A 23,482-nucleotide genomic window follows, 5' to 3' on the forward strand; every position below is an offset into this window, starting at 1 on the left:
TAAACTCCTCTTACAGGAAAAAGCGCCAGACGAGTAACAACATCAGCGCCGCGGCCTGCCCGGCAAAGCAGAGGAACAGACGCTTTAGCAGCGCCTGCGCCCCTTGGGCGCGCTGCAGCATACTGCGACCGGCCTGCTCTTCTTTAAGCCAGCCGAGCTGCTGCATGCTGTGATCCAGACGTTCGCAGGAATGCTCCCCTGCCAGGGCGGCAAACAGCTTGGCATCCAGCGCCACTCTAAGGCCAAAATACTGTCCGCCCAGCCCGAAAAGCACCATCAACAGGGCGCTGAGCAGTTCCGACCATCCTTGAAGCTTGCCGCCCCAGAGAAGCAGCAAAGGTGCCAACATCAAAACGGCACTGAACCAGCGCAGCGGCGCGGCATTGCCCAATAAAGTGGCCACCAATTTTGCCAGATCCCGCTGCTGCGACTCAGGCATGTTGCACCTCTGGCGGGCAAAAACCGGACTTGAGCCGCTCCAGGTAAGCCAGAGTCTCTGGCTTGAAAACCACCTTGGGTCTGACGGCGGCAATCATCCTTGCGGCATCCAGGGCACTGCCGGCCCGACCGCTCAGCAGCAACCAGGCCGCCAATACCAGGGCGCTACGGCCATAACCCAAGGCGCAACATACCAGTAGAGTACCTGAGGTGCGCAAACACTCGAGCCGCCTGACCGCTTCCAGGCAGTCCTGTTCATCCGGCAAGCATAAATCCAGCATGGGCATGGGCTGATACCATTTGAGCTTGCCTTCGGTCATCCCCCGAGCGGGTGTCAGCAAGGCCTTGCCCGAATAGGGAAAGGGCAACTCGGCGCAGAGATCCAATATGGCATCATATTGCTGCGCTTCACTCATGGTGGGCATGCGCCCGAGCCAAACCCCGGGCAGCACCTCTTGCGCCGCCACCTGGCCAGCGGTCCAGAAACGGATATTGAGCCAGGCAAACAAACGATAAGGTAACAACAGCCAGCAACTGGCGAAGCTGGGATGGCCCAGCTCACTCTTTTGAAAACCCGCGGCGGCAAACAGGAGATAATTGAGCGCCACCATGGCCAGCGCCAAGGCCAGCCAAAACAGCAGCATGCCAAAGAGACTCATGGGCCAGAGCAAGGCCGCAAGCAGCAGCAAGACGGCGCCCACGCCATAAGCCGCTGCCAGCTTGAGCCTGCAAGGTTCCCTCGCCAAACTCAAGCGGCTGAACGAATGTCGTGGCCACAGCCAGAGGCAGAACAGACCGGCCGCCAGCCCTGTGGGCAGGTCGATAAAATGATGTTGCCAGGTTGTCAGCACAGACAGGCCAATCAAGGCAAACCAGCCGTGGAGCAGATAACGCCAGGCGCCCTTGGCCCGCTGACTGTATTCACTCCAGAGCACCACCAAGAGGGCGATGTGCAAAGAGGGCGCCTGATTGAAAGGCTTATCAAACCCCATCAGGAGATCGAACAAACCACCAAAAACGCCGTCGAGCGGCGGGCGCTCAAAACTGAATTTAAGTGGCCAGATGAGAAAACAGCCGATACACAGAAGCTGTACGCTCAGCAGCCTGAGCCCCAGTCTGTCTATCCCCTTGCGGCTGAGGGGGAGCAGAAACGCCAGGCCGTAGAGAAGATCTATCGACCAGTAAGGCACTATGGTCCAGGGCCAGAGCGGAATGGCGTGCTCCCAGGAAAACACCAGACTGGGAACCTCACTTTGCTGCGAGGCATACCAATTGGCAAAACCATAGCTGGCAAAGAAAAACGGTGCCAACAAGGCCAGCCAAAGCAGGCCCCGGCGAATGGTGCCGACCTCGCGTCGACGGGCGGGCAGCTCAGGCATCAGTCGGCCTTACGCGCCATGGACACGGTAAATATGCCCCACTCATCCACTCTTTGAGTCAACTTGTGAAAACCGTTGGCTTTGGTCAGTTGATCCATCTCCTGCTGACTGCGGCGACGCATCACCCAAGGCTGCCCGTCTCTGTGGCTGGTCAGGGCCCGGCCGATGAATTCCAGCTGCGGATGCCAGGGCTGGCCCGTGTAGATAAGCAGGCCTCCGGGCGCCAGCGCCGCGGCAATACCCGCCAGGGAGCGGGACACCATCTCATTGTCACCAAACAGCTCGTAAAGGCCGGAGACTACCGCCAGGGTTGGCTTGGGCTCGACCGCCGCCAGCGAATCAAAGTCGAAGGCATCGCCCTTTTCAAAGCGTACTATGTCACTGAGGCCAAGCTCATCGATGAGAGCGCGGCCGTCGCGGATATTGATATCACTGTAATCACGCAGCAGCACAGAATCGGGCTTGATATCGCTGTTCGCCAGGCTCTCCAGCAGATAGCGGCCATGTCCGGCGGCCACATCCATCAAATGCAGCGGCTTTTCTTCCTTTCTCAGCGTCGACAGCGCCTGCGCCAGCAACTCTTCGATATGGCGTTTACGCTGGCGTATGCCGCGCCAGCCAATGGCATTGAGATATTGTTTGTCGACAAAACGGCCAAACTCCCCCTTGCCGGAGGGGGTGTTGCGATAGACATAGTCCAAGGTGCTGCCCGAGTCGAAGCCGCGCTCGAAACCCAGGGCGATACCCTCTGAGTATTTCTCCCCCAGTTTCATCACTGCGCGGGTGGCTTGCCAGTATTTGGCCTGCCAGGAAGCCTCGGGCAGAGGGGCGGCGAGCGATTCACTTTCGGCGCAGCTCGGGCCGAATTTATCTTGCTGCAACAAATTCACAGCCGCCTGTGGCGAGGCGATATTGGCCCGCAGGAAGCGTCTGATCCTGGCTATCGGGTCGGCCCGATCCAGCTCTCCCAGGGTGTCATGGTAAAAACCGGGCAGCAGGTGCAATTCTTTACGCTGGGAACCCAAACGCTCAAAAAACTGTTGCTGCGGCTGGCGCCGAACCACATAGTCGGCGCCCGAGATCAGTACCTGAGTCGGTACAGTAATCGCCTGGGCATTGGCCACCACCCTTTCGGCGGCATCATAGAGTCCCAACAACACATTGACCGAGATCGGCCTGGCGATCAGTGGGTCAGTCTCAAAGCTGTATTGTCTGGCGGGGTCATGGGTCAACAGCTTGGCCTTAACATAGCTGTTGACGAAAAAGTTGCCCTTGAGGTTCCTCAGCAGCTTGAGCCCAGGGATAGCAAAAGGCACATAGAGCTTGACGCTGAAGGCCGGCGACGCCAGCACCAGCGCACGAATAGAAGGCGCATAGTCATGCACCCAGGTGCTGGCCAGCACGGCGCCGACACTTTGGGCCACCACACACAGCTGCTCTTGGCTGAAACCATGTTTGCGCTCTATGTGTTCCACAAAGGTCTGAATGTCGCGGACACTGGTACCGAAGGAGGGGCTGTCGCCTCTGGCGCCCGGTGATTGCCCATGACCACGGGCGTCCCAAGCGAAAAAAGCCTGCTCAGGCAGCGCCAATTCATCCACCAGGTGCGCCATTCGACCACCGTGTTCATGACCACGGTGAAACAGCAACACGGCCCCGGGATCCTCTTGTTCATTGGTTTCCAGCGCCGGCCAGAAACGATAAAACAGCTGGAATCCATCATGGGTAGTAAAAAAGTGTTCCTCGGGTACCCTTGCGGCATTATCCATATAATTCATTCCTTTGATAAACAACTTAACTTGCGCTCTCACCCTGCTTCAAACCGGATTTTACCCGATTGAATATGGTCAGGCAGAGTAACAGGATAACCAATGACAAAATCAAATTGAGCCAGAATGGTGTCAACCAACCCAAGGCGACGGCCAGCCCCAGAATACCGAAGACAAACGCGCGATCGCTCTTGCCCATGGGGCCATCATAGCGGCGCTCGGCTCCCACCATCAGGCCGAGCACCCCGGCGTATTCACTGGCAATGGCCAGTAAGGTCAGGGCGATCACCAGCGCAGGTTCCACACCACCGAGCAAGGCAAAAGGCAGATAGAGTATCGCATCCGAAACAATATCGGCGAGCTCATTGAGGTAGGCGCCGAGACGAGATTGCTGCCCAAACTCGCGGGCCAACATGCCATCTATGGCATTGAGCGCCATTCTTTTCAGCATCCAAATCGGGATGAGGGCAAAGAGCCAAGGATGAGGCCAGATAAGCAACAGGGTTCCCAGCAGTATAGAACCCAGCGCCGCCAATACCGTGACTTGATTGGCGCTGACGCCGCGCTGATACAGACGGGTAACCAGTGGCCTCAGTAGGTCCTGAAAGCGGGATTTCAACTGATAAACAGACAAACTCATTGGCTACAACATCCTAATCGAGAAAGAAAAGTTCTCACAGTCATCCTTGAATCTCGCGCAAATGACCAAAGTGCACTATGCCTGATTTTTAATATGCTTCAAAGTGCTTGAGGGAAAAAGCCGCGGCTGAATCACGACTCAACCGCAACGCCTCCGACAAGGGGAAAATGCCACTGCACCTCTCTGTATCCAGTCTATTGATTCTCTGCTTCGATTGGCTTTAGGGTTAAAGCCAAATGTTCCAGCTGATAGATAGCCATGAATGGCCCAATCAAGTTGCCAAGCCCCAATAGGCATTTGGAATAGCCAGCGCTGACGTTCATTCAACCAAAATAAATACAACAAATTGATACTTTTAATAATTTAAGCAGACTAGCGTTTCAGACAACCAAACACAGCCCCGCGCCCAGGATGGTGTAGACATAGTGTTTCACTCACCTTCTATTATGCTCAAAAAGGATTAACCAAAATTAATTCAGCATTCCACCCAAGTTATGCTGCAATAGGCTCAAGTTAAACCCACTTTGAGACCCTTGGTTCACCACTATGGAACTTTTGCTCGACCCACACATATGGATCGGACTCTTTACCCTTATCATCCTCGAGATAGTTCTCGGCATAGACAACCTGGTATTTATTGCCATTCTGGTTAAAAAACTCCCTCAACATCAAAGAGACAAAGCCCGGGTCATAGGCCTGTCGCTGGCTCTGTTGATGCGCCTTGGCCTGTTGGCCGTGGTGTCCTGGCTGGTCACCCTCAACCAACCTTTATTCAGCCTTGCCAATTTCAGTTTTTCCGGACGGGATCTGATCCTGATATCCGGGGGGCTGTTCCTGCTGTTCAAGGCCACCAGTGAACTGCATGAACGGCTGGAGTCCAAAGAGCCGGAAATTGGCCAGAAAGTCGCCTACGCCGGCTTTGGCATAGTTGTGACCCAGATACTGGTGCTGGATGCGGTATTTTCCATCGACTCTATCATTACCGCGGTCGGTATGGTGGATGAGCTCTGGGTAATGATGACAGCCGTAGTGGTGGCCATGACTGTGATGTTGCTGGCTTCCAAACCGCTGACTCGCTTTGTCAACGCACACCCAACCGTAGTGGTGCTCTGTCTCAGTTTCCTGCTGATGATAGGTTTCAGCTTGGTGGCCGAAGGCTTTGGTTTCCATATTCCCAAAGGTTATCTGTATGCCGCCATAGGTTTCTCCATCATGATCGAGTTCTTCAACCAGTTGGGGCAACGCAGGTTCGAACAACGTGAGGCCCGTAAACCCTTGAGGGACAGGACAGCCAACGCCATCTTCAAGTTGATGGGCGGCAAGAAGCAGTTTGAAGAAATTGAAGAAGATGAAGAGTTGCCCGAAGACGAGCGCGCCCTGAGCAAGTGCTTTGGTGAAGATGAACGCAACATGGTCGGTGAAGTGCTGACTCTGGCCGAGCGCAGCATCAAGAGCATTATGACGCCGCGTGCCGAAATAAGCTGGGTTAACCTCAGCCACAGCCCCGAGCAGATAAAACAGCAACTGCTTAGCGACAGTTTCAGCCAGTATCCCCTGTGTGACGGCGACATAGACAAGGTCGTGGCGCTGGTCAGTGCCAAGGAGTTGCTGGCAGTCATAGAACAACAACGGCCGCTGCAGAGTCTGCGCCCCGGCCACAAGCCGGTAATAGTGCCGAAAAGCATCAGTGTGTTCCGTTTGTTGGAAGAGCTGAAACGCGCCAAGGCCGACATGGCACTGGTCACCGACGAATTCGGAGCGCTATTGGGACTGGTCACAGGCCACGACATTCTCGAAGCCATAGTCGGCGAACTGCCTCAGGAAGATGAGGCCGAAGAGATCCGCATCGATGGTGATGGTTGGCGCGCTCGCGGCAGTATAAATTTGCATCAGTTGGAGAAGCTACTGGGCTGCGACGAACTCGAGAGCCATAATCACGAGTACGTCACCCTGGCGGGCATGTTGCTGGCGCGCTTTGGCCGGATCCCGGAAGCAGGTTGCGTGCTGACTATAGAGCCCTGGCGCTTTGAGGTAACGGCGATGAATCAACACCAGATAGCCGAAGTCAAAATAAGCCATCTAGAGCAGCAAACTGACAACAGCCCTGCCAGCGAAGGCCCCTATCCAACACTGGCAGAAACCTGATCCACAAGCGCCGATAGCCAAGCCAAATCTGCGGCTATCGGCGCTGTTTTACTACAACCAGCCTATCCCCCTCACTTGTTGATCACCTAACTCTTTCGGGCGCTGCGGCTCTATCAGACAATTCCCAAACTTAAGTAGTCGTCCGTGAATAATTAGACAAACCCAAGCCGTGAACGCGATAATCCCTCCCCAATATCACTTTTATCAGACATTTTCGGTTCAAAGAGCACTAAGAGTATGAAGAAACGCTTCTGCCTTCCATGGATAGCAATAATGATGATACTGGCCAGCCCTGCTCTGTCAGCGGCCAATGCAGAGCAATTCTCCCGCTTACTTAAAGGAGCCGAAAGCCAGCTCTATTCACTGCCGCAAAGGTCGCAGGCTCAACTGTACGAAATGGAAAGCGGACAACTCAAAGACCTGCCCAAGCCCCTGCTGACCCGTTTTTACCTGACCAAGGCGACAGTATCTCTACTGCTGCATGAGATCCCCGCTGCCGAGCAAGCAGCCCAAGAGGGCCTGAAACTGGCAGTTCCGGGAACCAGCGAACATACCCTGCTGGAGCTAAGACTGGTACAGGTGATGTTGCAAACCGGCAAGGTCACCCAGGCCATCAGCGAGTTGCAAAAGATTATAGATAGTCAGCAAAATTCCGCCGATAAGGCGGTGCAGGCCGAAGCCCTGCTGCTGAAGAGCAAGGCGCTTGAACAACAAGGCAAGCTGGATGCATCCTATGCCAGCCTGATGCTGTCGTTGGACGCCGCCGAACAAAGCCGGGACAAGGAGTTGCTGGAGCGGATCTCCTTTGGCATGGGCCACCTCCTGGTGCGCCTTAACGGCTTTGAGCGCTCGGAAAAACTGCTTAACAACGCATTCAAATTCTTCAAGGACAGAAGGATGTCCTACAACCAGATGCTGGTGCAATTAGAATTGGCTCAGTTGGCCGAGCAGCAGGGACAGACTGAAATAGCCATAGATAGATACCAAGCAGCGCTGGAACTGGCCAGAGTATTGGGATACGGCCTGTATCGCTTTCGTATCAATGTGGAACTGGCGCTGAAATATCGGGATTCCGGGGATGTGTCGTCCATGGCAAAGCACCTGCAACTGGCCGACAAGCTGCAATATCGCGAGACTTCAACCCTCTATACCAGTCGCTTTCAACTGCTCAAGGCCCAAGAGTTACTCAACAAGCATAAGTACGCCGAAATGGCCGTCTATGTAGACCCTCTGCTTATCAGCCTAGCGAAGGAAAAAGCCTTGTTGCGCTCTCAGATAGAGCTGTTAAAGGTCAGTGCCGAAGGTTTTGCCGGATTAGGTAATTTCAAGCGCGCTTACGAAGTATTGGAGCAATACCAACAGCGTTTCGCCGCATACAGCTCCAAGGAGTTGGTCAGCAATCTGGATCGCCAACAGTTACTATTTAACTTAGAGCGCCTCGAATTTGAAAATCAGGATCTCAACTGGAACAATGTGCTGCAAAAGCTGGAGCTGGAAACCAACCGCACTACCTTGAATCAGCTCAATATCATCAGCAGCATCATCCTGTTGCTGCTGTTGCTGGCCACTATCATTATTCTCTGGCTCAATCGCTCACGCTTGAAGTGGGGCCTGCTGGCCAAGACAGACAGTCTCACCGGCCTCTATAACCGCCGTTATCTGGCTGGTTGGTTGCTGTACCATCAGGCCTTAGAGGAGCAAAACCAGGAGTCGCAACCTAAGTGGCGCACACTGCTTGCTCGGCTGAAATCACTGTTGTTGCCGGCCAAAGTCCAGCGCAACCATGGCCCACTGGCGTTAATCACACTCGACATAGATAGCTTCAAAAAGGTTAATGACACTCATGGCCACAATAACGGCGACCGAGTGCTGATCGAACTGGCCAAGGTGATGAAAGCCTTGCTGCGGAAGGATGATCTACTGGCTCGGGTTGGCGGTGAAGAGTTTATGTTATTGCTGCCCAATACCGGCTTGAATGACGCTGTGACTGTTGCCGAAACCCTGAGGCAAAGCGTGGCCGAGCACATATTCACCCTGGAAAATGGCGAGCCACTGAGGCTCACCGTCAGCCAGGGGGTGGCTTTGGACGCCGACGGTTGCCAAAGCTTCAGTCAACTGACTGATACTGCGGATAAACTTCTTTATCAAGCCAAGCAGCTTGGGCGTAATCGAGTCGAAAGTGAGCTGGCACAGGACTCAGAAGCCAACGCAGTTTGAATTCAGGCGTTTGTCTGCGAGCCGCCGCCATTCCAGCTGCCATCGCGGCGCGCCTGATACTCACTGACCATGGCCTCCACTGCCGCCTCGTCGAAAGGACGTAAGCCACTGAGTACCAAGGTCTTACGTCCGGTTCCTACCTGCTTATCATCACTGATAAGCGCGAAATCCAGCGTCACATCACCGCGTTTGCCATCGACTTTGAGATTGCTGTTAATCAGCTCCAGTTTAACCTGCTCAAACTCCAGGGTGTCCAGTTCAAAACCCATGCTTTCATAGATAACCAAGGGCCGCGCCGGATTGATGGTGACCTGATGCTCGCGCATCAAAGGCACCAAAACATGGGTAAAGTTGAGGCCGGAAAAAGCCACATAACTGCGGACAAATGACTCCAGTTGCCGCTCGCAGTGGCGCGTTTCACCTTCGCGATGGACATTCAGGTAGCGTTTGCCGCGCTCATCTTCTATCGCCAGCTCGGCCCCCTGATTGCCGGGAAAATGCAGACATACGCCGTCCCCGACCATGCCTTCAAACTTGAACAGCATCCGGCGGCTGAGGCCATAATCGTTCAACACCAGGGCAAACAGCAGATCGCCGGGAACGCAAAATCGTTTGGCATCTTCATCATGGATAGGATTGAAATCCCCTGCTACTCCCTTGGCAAAATCACTGGCCTGCTTACGGCCTATGGTTATTTGGTTATTTTCTCTTTTAAAATAATCAACTAGAAACATCTTGTTCAAACACTCACAAAGCCAAGGCTAACCGGAATAAAAAGGCCTACCAGTTTAACCGCCTTTTGACAAATAACTCACCCGATCTGTTGGCTTTGGCTTCCGGCCAAGGTTAGCCGCTCAAAAATCAAGCAATCGCACTTCAGCGACTTTATCCGAAAATAGTTCCAAGCTCTGCTGGATAACTCAAATACAGCCTTACTACTTTGCTCAAAAGATCAAAAGCTTACTTTGTAAAGCCAGTTTTTCAGGCAAAACCTCAACAATAACAACTCGGTTTACAGATGCTGACATTTGTTAATTTTGATCACAACAATAAATGCAAATCGTTTGCATTTATTAAATCAATTGCTAGAATTCGCCCGATTTCAACAACAGTAACATCACAACGGGAACCAAGATGATCAAGAAAACTCTCATTGCCAGTGCGCTACTGACTGCCCTGTGCGGCCCACAGGCATTCGCCTCGGACGAGACTCAGGAGCTGCGCAAAATCATCGAACAGCAACAAAAGGTCCTCAAGGATCTGGAGCGTCGTCTGGCAGAAACCGAAAAGCGTCAGCAACAAACTGCCGAGCGTGTCGAACAAACCGCTGAGCGGGTTGAACAGACCGCCGAGGTGGTAGATGCCACCCCGCAAAAAACCGCCACCACTATCGGCGGCTATGGTGAGCTGCACTACAACAACATAGACAACAAGCTGGGCGAGGATAAGAAAGAGTTCGACTTCCACCGTTTCGTGCTCTTCTTCGGCCATGAGTTTACCGAAGACACCCGTTTCTTCTCCGAGCTGGAAGTGGAGCACTCCATCTCAGGCGATGGTCAAAATGGCGAAGTCGAGCTGGAGCAGGCCTACATAGAGCACGACTTCAATGAAGCCCTGACTGCCAAGGCGGGTCTGTTCCTGATGCCGGTTGGCATCATCAATGAAACCCACGAGCCACCGGCATTTTATGGTGTCGAGCGTAACCCGGTTGAGAAAGACATACTCCCGGCTACCTGGTGGGAAGCGGGTTTGGCAATGAATATCCAGGCAGCTCCCGGCCTGGCCTTCGATGCGGCCGTGACCTCGGGCCTGAATGTCCCTACTACAGGTAAAAATGCCTATAAGCCAAGAAGCGGTCGCCAAAAGGTTTCCGAGGCCAAGGCTGACGATCTGGCCTATACCGGCCGGGTGAAATACACAGCCGTTCCCGGTCTGGAGCTGGCTGCCACGGTTCAGTACCAATCTGATCTGACTCAAGGCGAAGCCAATGTAGACACTGCCTCAGCCCTGATGTGGTCGGCGCACGCCATCTACAACATAGAAAACTTCAGCATCAGAGCCCTCTACGCCGAGTGGGACATAGATGGATTTGAAGCCGAAGCCCTGGGCCGCGACAAGCAAAATGGCTGGTATATAGAGCCATCCTACCGCTTTAACGAGCAGTTCGGTATCTTCGCCCGCTACAACGAATGGGACAATAATGCCGGTGACAATCAAGATACCAAAGAAACTCAAACCAATGTAGGTATCAACTACTGGTTGCACGAGAATGTGGTGTTCAAGGCCGACTACGAAAAACGTGGCGGCAAATCTGACTCAGATGGTTTCAATCTGGGTGTAGGTTATCAGTTCTGATGATCTTTGGGTGCCCTCTGGGGCGCCCTCATTGAGGCACTTATGAAGACCCTTATTGCACTACTCTCACTGTTTTTGCTGCCACTCACTCAAACCCAGGCGGCGCAAAGCGTTTACCAAAGCCCGGCAGACTTTGTCACCCAGGCCTTGGGAAACCAAAGTAAAGGTCAAGCAAAAGCCAAAGTTTTTTGGTTCAGCGCCGAGCAACGCCAGGTCATAGAAGAGATACTGGCCCACGATTTTCGGCCGCTGCGTACCCGCTATTGGCAGCAGGGAGACGACACTGTCTGGATTCTGGAGGAAATTGGCAAAGAAGCGCCAATCACTGTGGGCATTCATGTGCGCCATGGGCAGATTTATCGCACCAAGGTGCTTATCTACCGCGAGAGCCGCGGCGATGAGGTCAGGCACGACTTCTTTACCGATCAATTTAAATCGGCGACACTCACAAAAGATAAACAGCTGGACAAACATATAGATGGCATTACCGGGGCAACACTTTCCGTCAGGGCCCTGACCAAACTGGCCCGTATCGCCCTATATCTTGATCGGCAACTCAGCCTGCAAAACACAGTGAGCCCAGATGACACGTAAACATCCGGACTTTCGAGTCCGTCTCCTGCGCACCCTGCGCCCCTGGCACAAACGTATTGGCATCAGCAGCAGTGTGCTTGTGTTGCTGCTGACACTGACCGGCCTGGCCTTGAATCACAGCCGTGAGCTGAACCTATCCCAAGGCGTGCACTGGCAATGGCTGCAAGACTATTACGGCATTGGCGCCCCGGAAGATTTCAAAATCTGGCAAGCCCAGCCGCTGGCGGGCAGCAGTCAGGGGCAGGCCTGGATAGGCGGCACACCGCTAGCCGAGCAAACAGATGAAATACTGGCCATGGCTCCCTTTGAAGACAAGTGGCTGCTGCTGACCCAAAACAGTTTGACGATTTTGAGCCAGGATCTTGCTGTGCTGGAAACCCAAACCGAGCTGACAGGTTTGCCGCCGCAGATAAACGCCTTGGCGGTCGAGCCCGGCAATGTCTGGCTAAAAACACCCCGGGGCCAATATCGCAGCGACAGCGAACTGCTGGACTGGCAAGCGGCCACCAGCCTGGTGACCCTCCCCTGGATAAAACCACTCGAAGGGGCAAAGATACAAACGCAGCAATTGCTCGGAGATATTCGCGCCAGCCGCCTGTCCTGGCACAGGGTTCTTCAGGATCTGCACAGCGGCCGGATCTTCGGCGCTGCCGGCAGTTATCTGATGGATCTGGCGGCGATCGCCTTATTATTACTGTCTGTGAGCGGCCTGATCATTTATTTAAAACAGAAGCGCTGAAATCAAGCCAGCTATGATGCCTGCCCGGGCTCGTGTGAGCTCCCGGCCAGAGTATCGGGCGCGAGCAACTGCAGACTGGCAAACTCACGGTACAGCGGGCTGGTTTGCATCAACTCGCTGTGGCTGCCACTGGCCAATAATCGCCCCCGCTCCAGCACCAGAATACGGTCGGCATTGAGCACTGTCGCCAACCTGTGGGCTATGATGAGAGTGGTTCGTCCCGCCATCAACTCATCCAAAGCCTGCTTGACCTTGACTTCACTGACCGCATCCAGGGCACTGGTGGCTTCATCGAGCAGCAGTAAAGGCCTGCGGGCCAAGATCGCGCGGGCAATGGCAATTCGCTGCTTTTGACCACCGGAAAGGCACACGCCACGCTCACCCAAATAGGTATCATACCCCTGGGCAAACTCACTGATAAATTCATGAGCTCTGGCGCCTTTGCAGGCGGCAACCACTTCTTCCAGGCTGGCCTCCGGGCGGCCATAACGCACATTTTCCAGCACACTGGTGGCAAAGATCACCGACTCCTGGGGCACCAGGGCAAACTGTGCCCTCAGGCTCGCCAATGATACAGAAGCGATATCGACGCCATCGAGCAGAATGCGGCCGCAACTCGGCTGATAGAAACGCTGCAGCAACTGAAACAACGTACTCTTGCCGGCGCCGCTGGGCCCAACCAGAGCCACCCGTTCACCGGGTTGAATATGGATATTGAGATCCTCAAGCACTGCTGCACCCTCATCATAGGCAAAACTCAGCTGCTCTATTCTGAGTTCTCCCTTAAGCGGACTGGGCAGCGCCAGCGGCTTGGCCGGCTCGGCAATATTTGCCTTGGACTCGGCCAGCTCCATCAAGCGTTCACTGGCACCGGCAGCCCGCTGAATATCCCCTATCACTTCGCTTATGGTGGCCACGGCGCCAGCCACCATCATGGCGTAAAACATGAATGCCGACAGCTCACCGGCGCTGACCGCACCGGCCATTACGTCTCTGGCCCCCACCCAGGTCACAGCCACTATGGCACCGATAGTCAGCAACATGACAGAGGAGATCAACGCCGAGCGATAACGGATGCGGCCACTGGCAGCACGCATCACCGCCGCCAGGTAGCCGTCAAAATTGTCGCGATCGCGAGCCTCGTGACCATAGGATTGTACCGTGTGGATCTCATGCAAGGTTTCATCCACATAGGCACCGAGATCGGCGACACTGTCCTGACTGGTGCGCGCAAGCTTGCGCACCCGCCGCCCAAGCAAACCTACAGGCACCAACACCAGCGGCACGGCCAGCAGCACCAAGGCCGTGAGCTTGATGCTGGTAAAAGCCATCATCACCAAGCCACCTATAGTGGTCACTGAAGATCGCAGTGCCATCGACAGGCTAGAACCGATAACTGTCTGCAACAGAGTACTGTCGGCGGTGAAACGGGAGATGATTTCCCCGGTGCGCAAGCGGGCGAAAAACACCGGGCTTTGTTCCAGTAACCTGTGATACACCAAGCGGCGAATATCGTTGCTGACTTTCTCACCGAGCCAGGTCATCAGATAAAAGCGGCAGAACACGGCCACGGCACTGACCAGGGTGATCCCCAGAATAAACAACACAATTTCGTTGAGGCGGCCCGAGTTGTCGGCCATAAAGCCCTCATCCACTATCAAGCGAACCCCTTGCCCCAGAGCCAGCCAGGCCAATGATCCCAGCAGCAAAAACAGCAGCGCCAGGGCAACCCGCAAACGATAAGGCTTAAGAAAGCTCAGGATCCAGGGCAGGATCCGAGCCGAAGCGATTTGAGGAGCAGACAATAGAAAATCCAGACAGTGACTATTAATCAGGATTGTGGCGCCAAAGCGCCGATGAGTCCAGTTCAGGCAGACACAGCCTTGGGCGTTCCATGGTGACCATCACGCATCCAGTTGACATCCAACAACTCGGCACCGCTGAGACTGAACGCCTGGCCAAAACCTTTGACATAGAGACCGCGCTCGGGCACCAGCTTAAACAGGTTGAAATCGGTCAATGCCGCCAGGTTATCTATCATCTCACCGAAGCGCCCGGACAGCACCTGTACCCCTTTGGCAAAGCTTGGGCTGTCTCTTGCTATCAGTTCGGCAGCGGCATCAAAGGTCAAGCGACGGCGGGCAAACACGCTGCGCGCCTCGGCTTCGTCTTCCACCAGCATCACAGATACCCGCGGTGACTGTTTGAGATTAATACCGTGACGCGCCAGATCGCTTACCAGAATATAGAAGCCATCATCGGCCAGCGCGAACGGCGCATAGCTGGCATTGGGGACCCCGCTGGCATCCTGGGTCGCCAACTGCAAGGTAGTGCGCCCCTGTTTAAACTCTTCAATTTCCGGCAGCAGTTTTTCCTGCAGGCGTTGGTTCTCACTGGTCATATTTCCCCCTTTTTTGCTGTCACTTCACCACGGTGACGCCAGTCGGCAAACAGTGCCAACTGTGGCGGCAGCAGCTTGCGTTGTTGATCCCGGCCCAGATAGACCTTAAAAACGATGGCGCCATCAGGGCCAAAGAAGTTAATCGAATGGCTTTCAGTGCCCCGAAATGGACGACTTATCAAAGCGATGGCACTGAAATTCTCCAATTTCAGATGGCCATGCAGGCCATCTCCCTTGCTGTAGAGGTTAAAGTAGCCATGAGCCGTCTTTCCCTTGGGGAAGTCGCCTTTAAATTCAAATATCTGCCCGGCAACTGTGACTATGGTGGTCAACTTGCCCCACTCAGGCAGTGCCTGCAACAGGGCTTCCAACCATTCCAGCGGCAAGAATTGCTGCTGCTCGGCCGGTAATGCCTGCACCACCTCAAGCTCAGAAATCCCAAGATTGGCGGCGGCATCGGCCGGCAACCATTCAGGGTGTTCCAGCATGGCGGCGGCTATCTGCAGGCGGCCAGCGGCCGCCCTTGTTGTATCGCTTATCTGCATCTGTTGCTCCATCAGAAACGGTAACGGGCCGAGAGCTTGAAGTTGCGCCCTTGATCCATCAGGGTTTGCCAGGCTTGGATGTATTCTTCATCGCCAATGTTTTCAATGGCAAAGTCGACTCGCAGTCCTTCGAAGGCCCCCATGGCAGGCTCCCAAGCCAGATACACATCCCATAGGGTGTAGTCCTGGTAGCGGTTAACCGGGTTGTTTTCAGGCACCCTGTCTTGACTGGCGTTATAGCTGACCCGGGTCCCCAGCTTCATATCGCCCGCCATGATCCCTTGCGATAAGTCGAGCACCAGCTTGTTGGCCGGAATATTGGCCAGATAACCTCCGTCATGCCTGTCCTTGCCTTCAGTCTGACCATAGCTGAGTGATAAGCGGGTCTGATTGATACGATACTTCCCCGTCAGTTCGAAACCGGTCAGCCTGGCCTTGTCGACGTTATCCCAACGGGTATTCTGCTCAAGCCTGGGAATACCATGCAATGGATTGGTCACCCGCTGCTCAATAAAGTCATCGACATCGTTTCTGAATACACTCAAGCTCAGCGCCAACTCATCGTTGCCCGCCAGCTCAGCAAAGCGCATATCGGCCTTCAGTTCCTTGTTCTTGGCCTTTTCAGCCTTGAGGCTTTCATTGACCTCGAAGGTATTACACAGGCCGTTGGGCAAGAAATTGGGGATGGATGGAATACAATAGTGAGTGCCGCTGGAGTACATCTCCTCCACTGATGGCGCGCGGAAGGCTTCATCGTAACGGGCACTGAGTGTCAGCCATGGCGCTGTCTTCCACACCAGTGCCAACGAGGGAGACAAAGCATCGTCATCACTGGAATGACCCAGGTTATTGCTTTCGTTTTCAAAGCTGTCGTAACGCAGCGCCGGATCCAATGACCAGTTTTCCCCCAGGGCGATATTGGCGGCCACGAAAGCGCCCCACACCCGAGACTCACCATCTATGTTGCCGGGACGCTGACCGCTCTGGCCGCTGTCATCACGGAAGGTTTCTATCTGGTCGCGGTAGCCATCCAGACCATAGGTTAATTTGAGCCCCTGCCATTGACTGCGATTGGCGATACTGAACCCCAGGGTTTCATATTCTGTGGTGTCGAACTGGCCCTTGGTCAGGCGATTCTCATCATAATCTGTCTTGTTCCAGTAGAACTTGGCATCCAGATCCAGCAAGGCATTGCCCCTTGGTGCCAGGCTGTAGTCCAGGGTCAGGTTGGAATCTTTGCTGTCACGGCGCACCAGAGGCACACTATTGCTGACACCTGTGGCCGGATTGCTGGGCACGGCCTCGGAGATCTCATTGATCCTGCCGGAAAGCTGCAGCCTTTGTGCCTCGTCCAACTGCCAACCGAACTTGGCCAAACCACTGCGGCTGCGGCTGGCGCTGTTTTCCAGGGTATTGTCATTACCGGCCTTGATATTGTCGCCGTCGCTGTAGCTGCCGTTCAGCAACCAGTCGATACTGCCCTTGGCACCATAAATGGCACCACTGCTCTTGCTGCGCTGGCCATTGGCTTCATAACCTTGCTTGAGATAACCACCAAAGCTCTGGCCTTCGTCGAGCATCTCTCTTGCCGACTTGGTATTTTGTGATACCACGCCACCTATGGCGCCACTGCCCCAAAGGCTGGAAGCCGGGCCGCGTACCACCTCGATAGAACTGAGCAGCTCAGGATCCATAAAGAAGGTGCCTCTATGGCCAGCGCTGGTGTTTTGCCTGGCACCATCTATGGTCTGCAATACTCTCTGGCCACTGAGGCCACGAATTTCCACCTGTTGGGCAGACGCCCTGGGGCCATTGGCGATATTGATGTTGGCTTCCGTTTTGAGCACTTCGGCCACCGAGTCGCCCTGCTTCTCGGCCAACTGCTCTTCGCCGACAACCACTGCACTGCGGCTGGACTCAGAGACTTTCTCCTGAATGCGGGTAGCACTTACCAGCACTTCATCAAATTCAGCTGTTTTTACCTGCTCGGCAACAGCGGCCAAACTCAGGAGGGGAGTCCCCAATGCCAGAGTAATAGCCATAACCAGCGGCTTTCTATTCATCATCTTTGCTCCTCAAACAGATTATCAGGCTGTATCTCCAGCCTTTCTCATGGGAGTGGCATTACTGAAAATAAATTGAGCCCAGGGGCAAACAGCAAGCCCGGGATAACACCACTTACGCCGGCACTCTAGCTTAACTTTAGAAGATGATCAAATAGTAATTATTATCATTTGCAATATTATTTACTCTAATATATTTTAATCTGAAGAAAGGGAAAGTTACTCGGGAAGCCAAGCCATTTGTCGGTACGAAATGCGGTGCTATTCAAACGGTAAAAGCTAGCCAAGCGGTAAAAACTGGTTAGGCAGTAAAAGTAGGAACCATGGAATGGTGGCGGCTCAGGGACAGAGCCGACCCAAAACAGAACAGCATTGAGCCTTACGGGTCCTTGCTTAGTTGAATTTGAACATTCACCCGCAGCAACAAGCGGTTGTAAACAGGAGTAACGGCGTGACCCCCAAGCGTTATTGTGGTTTTGCGCTCATGGCATTGTCACTTCAGAGTGCGGTATTGGCCTCTCAGACAGCCACCCCAGATCCTTTGGTAATGCCCACCAAGGGCGGTTTGCAGCTGAGTTTCAGCGCAGCCCCTGCTGCAGCGCCCCAAACTGCCTCTGCCCAGACTCAAAACCAGGCTGCTACCGCCGAAAGCCACCCCGCGGCAAAGGCCCCATCCGCTAAGCATAAAGAAGCTGAACATAGCGAACCTCAATATAAAAAACCGTTGAAACAGAATGTGGCAAACCCTGAGTCGCCAAAGTCTGAGCAACCAAAGTCTGAGCAGCTAAATGCCAAACCTGCCAAAGCGAGTCAGAAACAAGCCTCAAAGATGAGTAAGCCACAACCGACTCAGGAAAAACCGCGAGAGAGAGAAGATAAATCTGAACCGAAACACGCCTCAACAACTCAGCAAGAAGAGCCTGTGCCCCATGAGGAAAAGCCGGGCATTCCTTCGTCGCCGGTTCTAACAGCCACCACCTCAGGGCTGAATCACACAATAGAGCTGGCTGAGCCTGTTTTTGCCAGCCCGCCGACGCCACCGAACTACCCCAGACTCGCCCGCAAGCGGGGCTTTGAGGGCACGGCTCTGGTAGACATCATCTTTGATCATCAAGGCAAAACCCAAAATGCCCTGCTCGTCAGCAGCTCAGGTTATGCCATTCTGGATGAAGCGGCATTGACCGCCGTACACCACTGGCAGTTCAGCATTCCTTCCCAAGCCTCAGCCACCCGTTTCAAAGTCAGGGTGCCGGTTCGCTTCGCCCTAAACTAACAGTTGGAGACACGATGGAATTAAGTTTGTATCAAAGCCTGCACCAGCAACTTGGTGCTCTTACCTGGCCTTTGTTCATCTGCGCCTTTCTGACCCTGATGATATTGCTGGAGCGCTTTGCCATCTTGTTGCCGAGCCTGTTCAGGCGCCAATCCTGGCTCGGCGAATTGCGCAGCGGCACACTGGATGAAAGCTGTGACAGCCTGCTTGAACGCCTGAAAGATAACCGGGGACTGATTTCCTGCGGTGCCCGCCATTTGCTGAGGCAGGCCGCACAACCCAAGGCGCTGCGGGAAGAGTTGTTGTCACTTTGGCTGGCAAAGGAGAAACGCAAACTCCACGCCGGGCTCAAGTTGCTGCAATACATAGGTGCCATCAGCCCGCTTCTGGGTTTGCTCGGCACTGTGCTGGGGCTTATGGAGATGTTCAACGATATTGGCGCCAATCAGAGTGACAGTATCACTCCGGCCTTGTTGGCCTCAGGCTTGGGATTAGCCATGTACACCACAGCCGCCGGCTTGTTGATCGCCGTACCCGCACTGTTGGGCGCGCAGCTGTTCGGACTCTGGGCCGAGCGCTCAGTGGCCTCCTGCGCCCATGTACTGAATCATCTCAACCTTTGGCTGGAAGGGGTTCCACTGCAGGGCGAAGACAATGATTACGCTGCTTTTAACCTGAGCAAACTCAGTCAAATCAACGACAAGCGCCGCCTTCCGGAGCCGCTGTCATGATTGAAATTAAGAAAGAGCATGGCCTGGATAGCGGCCTGGATCTAACCCCCTTGATAGACATCATCTTCATTGTGCTGGTGTTTTTGCTGCTCACAGCCAACCCCAAGTTATTGAGCCTGCCGATTGAAGTGCCGGATAACAGCGCCACCACTTTGAGCCCGCAAGCGCAGACTCAGTTGACGGTAAGCGTGTTACCCCAGGCGCCGTTCTGGGCGCTCAACGAACAAAAATTTGCCCGGTTCGACGCGTTCGAGCAGGCACTGACTCAGGCGCTGGCCGACAATCCCGAACTGACCTTAATAGTGGCCGCCGACAAGGAGGCAAGAGTCCAGCCGCTGATGCAGCTGCTGAGTCTGCTGCAGCGGCTGGAAATAAGCCAGACCCGGGTCCTGATGGAACCCTAAACAACTGATGAAACCTCAGACACAAGTCTGTGGCGATGAGTCCCTGAATTATTTTGGAGCTAGAATGAAAAACTCTCTTATCTTCCTCTGTGGCCTGCTCGCCATGCCGCTTTTTGCCGCAGAAGAGCCCCCCAAGCGAGTGATCAGTGCCGGTGCCGGCGTCACTGAATTGGTACTGGCATTGGATGCCGCCCCACAACTGGTGGCTGTCGACGCCAGCAGCGCCCTGCCAGGAACGCTGAAACTGCCAAGACTCGGCTACCACAGAATGCTTTCAGCCGAGGGCATATTGGCGCAAAAACCGGATCTCCTGATTGGCACCTCTGTGATGGGACCGGCCAGCAGTATAGAGCTGGTAAAACAGGCCGGTGTGCCGGTTATCACCCTGAATGCGGCCGATACCGCCGAGCAACTGCAGCAAAATATTCTCACTCTGGGAAAGGCTCTGAATAAGGAAAAAGCCGCCACCGAACTGGCCAATACCCTGGGTGACAGGTTACAGCAATTGGCGCAATCAGCGGCCAAATTCGAACATCCACCCAGAGTCATGTTTATGTTGTTGCAGTCAGAGCGTCCCGCCAGGGTCGGCGGCGCCGATACGGCCGCCGATATCATTATCCAGCTGGCCGGTGCCACCAACGCCGCCGACTTCAGCGGCTACCGCAGCCTGTCTCAGGAAGGCATTCTGGCGCTCAAGCCAGAGCTGATTTTACTCTCAAGCGCCAGCGAGCAACCCGAACCTCAAGCCGATAAGCTACTGAAGAGCATGCCGCTACTGGCCCATACTCCGGCCGGAAAAGCCGGTTTGATCCGGGATCTTCAACCTCAGGCATTGCTCGGGGGATTGGGTATCTCCGCCATTGAAGCGGCCGAATCCCTGAATCAGGAACTGCTGGAGCAATAATCATGGCTGCCGTGCTGCCCCCCCACCACCATCCCTGGCTCTGGCCAGGACTCGCCAGCCTGCTGCTGTTTTCCGCATTGCTCTCGATAGCAACCGGACCTGTAACCATAGGCTTGAGCGATATAATCGACTCCCTGCTTGGCTCAATCGCCGCCGGGCAGGAAGCCAATGCCCTGATAGTGCAAAATGTCCGTCTGCCGAGAACCTTGCTGGCACTGATTGTCGGCGCCCTGTTGGCACAGTGCGGCGCCGTAATGCAAGGCCTGTTTCGTAACCCTCTGGCGGATCCCGGCATCATAGGTGTGTCCTCGGGCGCGGCGCTGGGAGCCGCCATCTGCATAGTGCTACTGCCACATCTTGGCAGCTATGCCGTCCCCCTTGGTGCTTTTCTCTGCGGTCTGGCAACCAGTTTACTGGTTTACCGGCTCGCCACTTCAGGTGGCAGCACCTCAGTGGTGTTACTCTTGCTGGCCGGGGTGGCTATTACCGCCCTGGCCGGTGCCGGAATTGGCATGCTGACTTTCCTTGCCAACGACATGGCACTGCGGGATCTTAGCCTGTGGCAGTTGGGGGCCATCGCCGGTGCCAGTTGGCAATCTGTATTTATCTGTCTGCCGGTACTGGCCTTGGTGAGTTGGCAGTTCAACAAACAGGCATTGGCGCTCAACGCCCTGTTGCTTGGCGAATCCGAGGCGCGTCATCTGGGCATAGAGGTAGACAGGCTCAAGCTGAAGTTGATCTTACTCTGCTCTTTGGGTGTCGGTGTTGCCGTGGCGGCCACCGGCATCATAGGTTTTATCGGACTGGTGGTACCACATCTGGTGCGGCTGCTCAAGGGGCCGGATCATCGGCAACTGCTGCCGCTGAGTGCCATTCTCGGCGCCGTGCTGCTGGCCTTGGCCGACTCAGGGGCCCGCACCTTGATGTCACCGGCCGAGATCCCTGTCGGCCTGATGACGGCTCTGCTCGGTGCTCCCTTCTTCCTCTATCTGCTGCTAAGTCAGCGACGTAAGCTTTATTGAGGTACTCCATGCCTTCACTCGAATCCGTGACCACAACAACTGCCGCACAGACACCGGCTATATCATTTGAGTCCACCGTAGTTACTGAGCAAGTACTGGAGCTCAAACATCTACATGCCAGAGTCGACAACAAGCCCTTGCTGACCGATGTCAGTTGCCGACTGCAAAGCGGCCAATTTTACGCTCTATTGGGGCCCAATGGCGCTGGCAAGTCCAGTCTGCTGCGGCTGTTAACTCAGGAGCTCAAGGCCGATACCGGGCGGATAAGCTTTCACGGCTCGCCTCTTGGGCAGTGGCCGAAACAAGCCTTGGCCAGGCATCTGGCCATGTTGCCGCAACACTCGAGTCTCAGCTTTCCCTTCAGCGTTCGTGAAGTGGTAGCCATGGGCCTGTATCCTCTCAGTCTCAGTGCCAGAGATGCCGCCCAACTGGTTGAGCAGCAACTGTGGCGTCTGGATCTGGCTCACCTGAGTGAGCGCAGCTATCCGGCACTGTCCGGCGGTGAACGCCAGCGGGTTCAGTTGGCCAGGGTTTTGACTCAATTGGCCCAGGCCGAGCACTCGCCTGTACTCTTGTTGGATGAACCCACTTCGGCGCTGGATTTGGCCCAGCAACACAGAGTACTGCGGCTCGCCAGAGAGCTGGCACATGAGCAGGGCTACACTGTATTGGCCGTGCTGCACGACCTCAACCAGGCCAGTCACTATGCCGATCAGTTGCTGGTTTTGGACAAAGGAAAACTCCTGGTTCAGGGCGAGCCTCAACAGGCTTTGACGCCTGAACTGATTTCCAGGGTCTGGCACTATCAACCGGGTACCTTCGCCGACGCGCAGGGGCAGAGACTCTATTTTTGAAGCGATCAAAATCTTGCCAATAAAAGCCCTTGCAATATGGCCCTGCCACAAGAGCATTTGACCCCGAACAAGTTCAGCACCGACAAGCGCCTTTGATGTGAAGCCGTCTGTGGTCAGAACGCTAAGCAGGCAGGTATAATTCTTGGGTCAGCCATCAACCCCATCAGAGATGAACAAGAAGCCAGCGATTTCCAACGAAACCCAAACCGAAGCCATGCGCGTGGCCAAAGCCACTCAAAAGGCGGGGCAGACCAAGGAGCAAACCCGCCTCATTGCCCAGGGCATAGAGAAAGGCATTGCTGAATACAAGAAGCAACAAAAGGCCAAGGCCAGGGAAAGAGACAAGGCGCGCAAACAAGAGCTGAGGCAGAAAAAGAAACTTCAGTCCGGCGAAGATGACGGCGTCGCGGCAAGCGAAATACCTTCAAGCTACATCCCCAAGTGGCAACTCTTGTTACCTTGGACACTGCTCATTTTAAGCTGGATTTGGTTTGTATTTATATAACTTTATCAATTGCTTAAATTTTATTTGAGAGCAAGTAAGGCTATAAAAATAACTTCCTCACCGCGAGTTCAGCCACACACGAACAAGTTACGGCATGATTTAAGATACAATAATCCGTAAACTTTCTGCCGGTTAATGGCAACAGAGAAGCTCAGATGTCGCTAAACAGCAGAGTGCGGATCTGCTCCAGGTGAGTGCCAACCCAGGCACTGTTAATCGGGCCCCAGGTGCGGATGTGGTAGTGCCCTGAATTATTCCTGCGGCCATCCTGAATAAAGTCCACCTGAATACCTATATCGCCGAAGGCGGCAATGGCATCTTGCAAAGTGCGGCGCGGCATGCCGGTTTCCTTCTGTAAGGACAGCAGGTTATGTTGGCTATCGTCTATCAGGTGGGCCAGATAGAGCTTACGTAAAAAGGCAGTTTGCTGTTTGGATACCTTATCGGCTTGGAACATACTCATCGTCCTGATGGTTTACAGCCAGTAGCGGCGCGTTTGAGAAA

The 23,482-nt window shown here is 54.5% G+C and carries 22 protein-coding genes; 12 read left to right on the top strand and 10 right to left on the bottom strand.

Translation table 11 applies throughout. The features are described 5' to 3' along the window. Positions 1 to 10: 10 nt before the first annotated feature. From WKR14_RS17420 to WKR14_RS17435, 4 genes are read right to left on the bottom strand one after another with little or no spacing between them, the layout of a single operon-like run. Complete coding sequence (locus WKR14_RS17420) at positions 11 to 439, bottom strand: hypothetical protein (protein ID WP_101052750.1); 429 nt, start codon at positions 437 to 439, stop codon at positions 11 to 13. After that, a complete protein-coding gene (locus WKR14_RS17425; RefSeq protein WP_339087047.1) occupies positions 432 to 1,817 on the bottom strand; it encodes a phosphatase PAP2/dual specificity phosphatase family protein in 1,386 nt (461 codons plus the stop codon). The genes WKR14_RS17420 and WKR14_RS17425 overlap by 8 nt, the downstream gene beginning before the upstream one ends. Next, complete coding sequence (locus tag WKR14_RS17430; protein WP_339087048.1) at positions 1,817 to 3,586, bottom strand: bifunctional alpha/beta hydrolase/class I SAM-dependent methyltransferase; 1,770 nt, start codon at positions 3,584 to 3,586, stop codon at positions 1,817 to 1,819. Before WKR14_RS17430 ends, WKR14_RS17425 begins: the two co-directional genes overlap by 1 nt. Before the next feature lie 25 nt (positions 3,587 to 3,611). Then, complete coding sequence (locus tag WKR14_RS17435; protein WP_101052744.1) at positions 3,612 to 4,226, bottom strand: CDP-alcohol phosphatidyltransferase family protein; 615 nt, start codon at positions 4,224 to 4,226, stop codon at positions 3,612 to 3,614. Between the two features lie 546 nt (positions 4,227 to 4,772). Between WKR14_RS17435 and WKR14_RS17440 the strand changes: the two genes are divergently transcribed. Together WKR14_RS17440 and WKR14_RS17445 are read left to right on the top strand one after the other, a co-directional pair. Further along, positions 4,773 to 6,371 (top strand): TerC family protein, encoded by a 1,599-nt coding sequence (locus tag WKR14_RS17440; protein ID WP_101052742.1) that lies wholly within the window; start codon positions 4,773 to 4,775, stop codon positions 6,369 to 6,371. A gap of 273 nt (positions 6,372 to 6,644) precedes the next feature. Continuing rightward, a complete protein-coding gene (locus WKR14_RS17445) occupies positions 6,645 to 8,588 on the top strand; it encodes a GGDEF domain-containing protein (protein ID WP_339087049.1) in 1,944 nt (647 codons plus the stop codon). 2 nt (positions 8,589 to 8,590) lie between these two features. On the opposite strand, the gene WKR14_RS17450 is transcribed toward WKR14_RS17445, so the two are convergent. Continuing rightward, on the bottom strand, positions 8,591 to 9,322 hold the full coding sequence (locus tag WKR14_RS17450; protein WP_339087050.1) for a DUF3581 domain-containing protein: 732 nt from the start codon (positions 9,320 to 9,322) through the stop codon (positions 8,591 to 8,593). Between the two features lie 400 nt (positions 9,323 to 9,722). On the opposite strand from WKR14_RS17450, the gene WKR14_RS17455 reads away from it, so the two are divergent. The 3 genes from WKR14_RS17455 to WKR14_RS17465 are packed head-to-tail and all read left to right on the top strand — an operon-like array spanning position 9,723 to position 12,276. Beyond that, complete coding sequence (locus WKR14_RS17455) at positions 9,723 to 10,943, top strand: porin (RefSeq protein ID WP_101052735.1); 1,221 nt, start codon at positions 9,723 to 9,725, stop codon at positions 10,941 to 10,943. Between the two features lie 42 nt (positions 10,944 to 10,985). Then, the gene (locus WKR14_RS17460) at positions 10,986 to 11,537 is read left to right on the top strand and encodes an FMN-binding protein (protein WP_339087051.1); all 552 of its coding nucleotides are present in this window, start codon (positions 10,986 to 10,988) and stop codon (positions 11,535 to 11,537) included. Further along, positions 11,527 to 12,276 (top strand): PepSY-associated TM helix domain-containing protein, encoded by a 750-nt coding sequence (locus WKR14_RS17465; protein WP_339087052.1) that lies wholly within the window; start codon positions 11,527 to 11,529, stop codon positions 12,274 to 12,276. Before WKR14_RS17460 ends, WKR14_RS17465 begins: the two co-directional genes overlap by 11 nt. A gap of 11 nt (positions 12,277 to 12,287) precedes the next feature. Here the strand turns inward: WKR14_RS17465 and WKR14_RS17470 are convergent, their stop codons facing one another. The 4 genes from WKR14_RS17470 to WKR14_RS17485 form a co-directional block, all read right to left on the bottom strand. Continuing rightward, positions 12,288 to 14,081, bottom strand: coding sequence for an ABC transporter transmembrane domain-containing protein (locus WKR14_RS17470; RefSeq protein ID WP_373296777.1), 1,794 nt, complete (start codon positions 14,079 to 14,081; stop codon positions 12,288 to 12,290). A gap of 62 nt (positions 14,082 to 14,143) precedes the next feature. Beyond that, entirely contained in the window at positions 14,144 to 14,677 is a 534-nt protein-coding gene (gene hutZ, locus WKR14_RS17475) for a heme utilization protein HutZ (protein ID WP_339087053.1), read from the bottom strand. Further along, complete coding sequence (hutX, locus tag WKR14_RS17480; protein ID WP_373296776.1) at positions 14,674 to 15,222, bottom strand: heme utilization cystosolic carrier protein HutX; 549 nt, start codon at positions 15,220 to 15,222, stop codon at positions 14,674 to 14,676. The genes hutZ and hutX overlap by 4 nt, the downstream gene beginning before the upstream one ends. Before the next feature lie 11 nt (positions 15,223 to 15,233). Further along, positions 15,234 to 17,285, bottom strand: a complete 2,052-nt coding sequence (locus WKR14_RS17485; protein ID WP_101052895.1) for a TonB-dependent hemoglobin/transferrin/lactoferrin family receptor — start codon at positions 17,283 to 17,285, stop codon at positions 15,234 to 15,236. A gap of 451 nt (positions 17,286 to 17,736) precedes the next feature. On the opposite strand from WKR14_RS17485, the gene WKR14_RS17490 reads away from it, so the two are divergent. The 7 genes from WKR14_RS17490 (at position 17,737) to WKR14_RS17520 (ending at position 22,978) form a co-directional block, all read left to right on the top strand. Then, positions 17,737 to 18,558, top strand: a complete 822-nt coding sequence (locus WKR14_RS17490; RefSeq protein WP_144134776.1) for an energy transducer TonB — start codon at positions 17,737 to 17,739, stop codon at positions 18,556 to 18,558. Between the two features lie 14 nt (positions 18,559 to 18,572). Further along, positions 18,573 to 19,289, top strand: coding sequence for a MotA/TolQ/ExbB proton channel family protein (locus WKR14_RS17495; RefSeq protein WP_107110760.1), 717 nt, complete (start codon positions 18,573 to 18,575; stop codon positions 19,287 to 19,289). Beyond that, positions 19,286 to 19,693: an ExbD/TolR family protein gene (locus tag WKR14_RS17500; protein WP_339087054.1), complete on the top strand. Its 408-nt coding sequence runs from the start codon at positions 19,286 to 19,288 to the stop codon at positions 19,691 to 19,693. The genes WKR14_RS17495 and WKR14_RS17500 overlap by 4 nt, the downstream gene beginning before the upstream one ends. A gap of 64 nt (positions 19,694 to 19,757) precedes the next feature. After that, a complete protein-coding gene (locus WKR14_RS17505; RefSeq protein ID WP_157823001.1) occupies positions 19,758 to 20,597 on the top strand; it encodes a heme/hemin ABC transporter substrate-binding protein in 840 nt (279 codons plus the stop codon). A 2-nt stretch (positions 20,598 to 20,599) separates the two neighbouring features. Next, positions 20,600 to 21,619, top strand: a complete 1,020-nt coding sequence (locus WKR14_RS17510; protein ID WP_339087055.1) for an iron ABC transporter permease — start codon at positions 20,600 to 20,602, stop codon at positions 21,617 to 21,619. A gap of 8 nt (positions 21,620 to 21,627) precedes the next feature. Then, on the top strand, positions 21,628 to 22,473 hold the full coding sequence (locus WKR14_RS17515; protein WP_339087056.1) for a heme ABC transporter ATP-binding protein: 846 nt from the start codon (positions 21,628 to 21,630) through the stop codon (positions 22,471 to 22,473). A gap of 169 nt (positions 22,474 to 22,642) precedes the next feature. Then, a complete protein-coding gene (locus WKR14_RS17520) occupies positions 22,643 to 22,978 on the top strand; it encodes a DUF2956 domain-containing protein (protein ID WP_101052713.1) in 336 nt (111 codons plus the stop codon). A gap of 151 nt (positions 22,979 to 23,129) precedes the next feature. On the opposite strand, the gene WKR14_RS17525 is transcribed toward WKR14_RS17520, so the two are convergent. Continuing rightward, positions 23,130 to 23,435, bottom strand: a complete 306-nt coding sequence (locus WKR14_RS17525; protein WP_039034136.1) for a winged helix-turn-helix domain-containing protein — start codon at positions 23,433 to 23,435, stop codon at positions 23,130 to 23,132. Between the last annotated feature and the right edge of the window lie 47 nt (positions 23,436 to 23,482).

This window comes from Shewanella chilikensis (assembly GCF_037953065.1).
Taxonomy (GTDB): Bacteria; Pseudomonadota; Gammaproteobacteria; order Enterobacterales; family Shewanellaceae; genus Shewanella; species Shewanella chilikensis.

Coding starts and splice junctions, on each gene's coding strand:
- WKR14_RS17420 (WP_101052750.1), bottom strand. CDS start 439: ATGCCTGAGTCGCAGCAGCGGGATCTGGCAAAATTGGTGGCCACTTTA.
- WKR14_RS17425 (WP_339087047.1), bottom strand. CDS start 1,817: ATGCCTGAGCTGCCCGCCCGTCGACGCGAGGTCGGCACCATTCGCCGG.
- WKR14_RS17430 (WP_339087048.1), bottom strand. CDS start 3,586: ATGGATAATGCCGCAAGGGTACCCGAGGAACACTTTTTTACTACCCAT.
- WKR14_RS17435 (WP_101052744.1), bottom strand. CDS start 4,226: ATGAGTTTGTCTGTTTATCAGTTGAAATCCCGCTTTCAGGACCTACTG.
- WKR14_RS17440 (WP_101052742.1), top strand. CDS start 4,773: ATGGAACTTTTGCTCGACCCACACATATGGATCGGACTCTTTACCCTT.
- WKR14_RS17445 (WP_339087049.1), top strand. CDS start 6,645: ATGATGATACTGGCCAGCCCTGCTCTGTCAGCGGCCAATGCAGAGCAA.
- WKR14_RS17450 (WP_339087050.1), bottom strand. CDS start 9,322: ATGTTTCTAGTTGATTATTTTAAAAGAGAAAATAACCAAATAACCATA.
- WKR14_RS17455 (WP_101052735.1), top strand. CDS start 9,723: ATGATCAAGAAAACTCTCATTGCCAGTGCGCTACTGACTGCCCTGTGC.
- WKR14_RS17460 (WP_339087051.1), top strand. CDS start 10,986: ATGAAGACCCTTATTGCACTACTCTCACTGTTTTTGCTGCCACTCACT.
- WKR14_RS17465 (WP_339087052.1), top strand. CDS start 11,527: ATGACACGTAAACATCCGGACTTTCGAGTCCGTCTCCTGCGCACCCTG.
- hutZ (WP_339087053.1), bottom strand. CDS start 14,677: ATGACCAGTGAGAACCAACGCCTGCAGGAAAAACTGCTGCCGGAAATT.
- hutX (WP_373296776.1), bottom strand. CDS start 15,222: ATGCAGATAAGCGATACAACAAGGGCGGCCGCTGGCCGCCTGCAGATA.
- WKR14_RS17485 (WP_101052895.1), bottom strand. CDS start 17,285: ATGAATAGAAAGCCGCTGGTTATGGCTATTACTCTGGCATTGGGGACT.
- WKR14_RS17495 (WP_107110760.1), top strand. CDS start 18,573: ATGGAATTAAGTTTGTATCAAAGCCTGCACCAGCAACTTGGTGCTCTT.
- WKR14_RS17500 (WP_339087054.1), top strand. CDS start 19,286: ATGATTGAAATTAAGAAAGAGCATGGCCTGGATAGCGGCCTGGATCTA.
- WKR14_RS17505 (WP_157823001.1), top strand. CDS start 19,758: ATGAAAAACTCTCTTATCTTCCTCTGTGGCCTGCTCGCCATGCCGCTT.
- WKR14_RS17510 (WP_339087055.1), top strand. CDS start 20,600: ATGGCTGCCGTGCTGCCCCCCCACCACCATCCCTGGCTCTGGCCAGGA.
- WKR14_RS17515 (WP_339087056.1), top strand. CDS start 21,628: ATGCCTTCACTCGAATCCGTGACCACAACAACTGCCGCACAGACACCG.
- WKR14_RS17520 (WP_101052713.1), top strand. CDS start 22,643: ATGAACAAGAAGCCAGCGATTTCCAACGAAACCCAAACCGAAGCCATG.
- WKR14_RS17525 (WP_039034136.1), bottom strand. CDS start 23,435: ATGTTCCAAGCCGATAAGGTATCCAAACAGCAAACTGCCTTTTTACGT.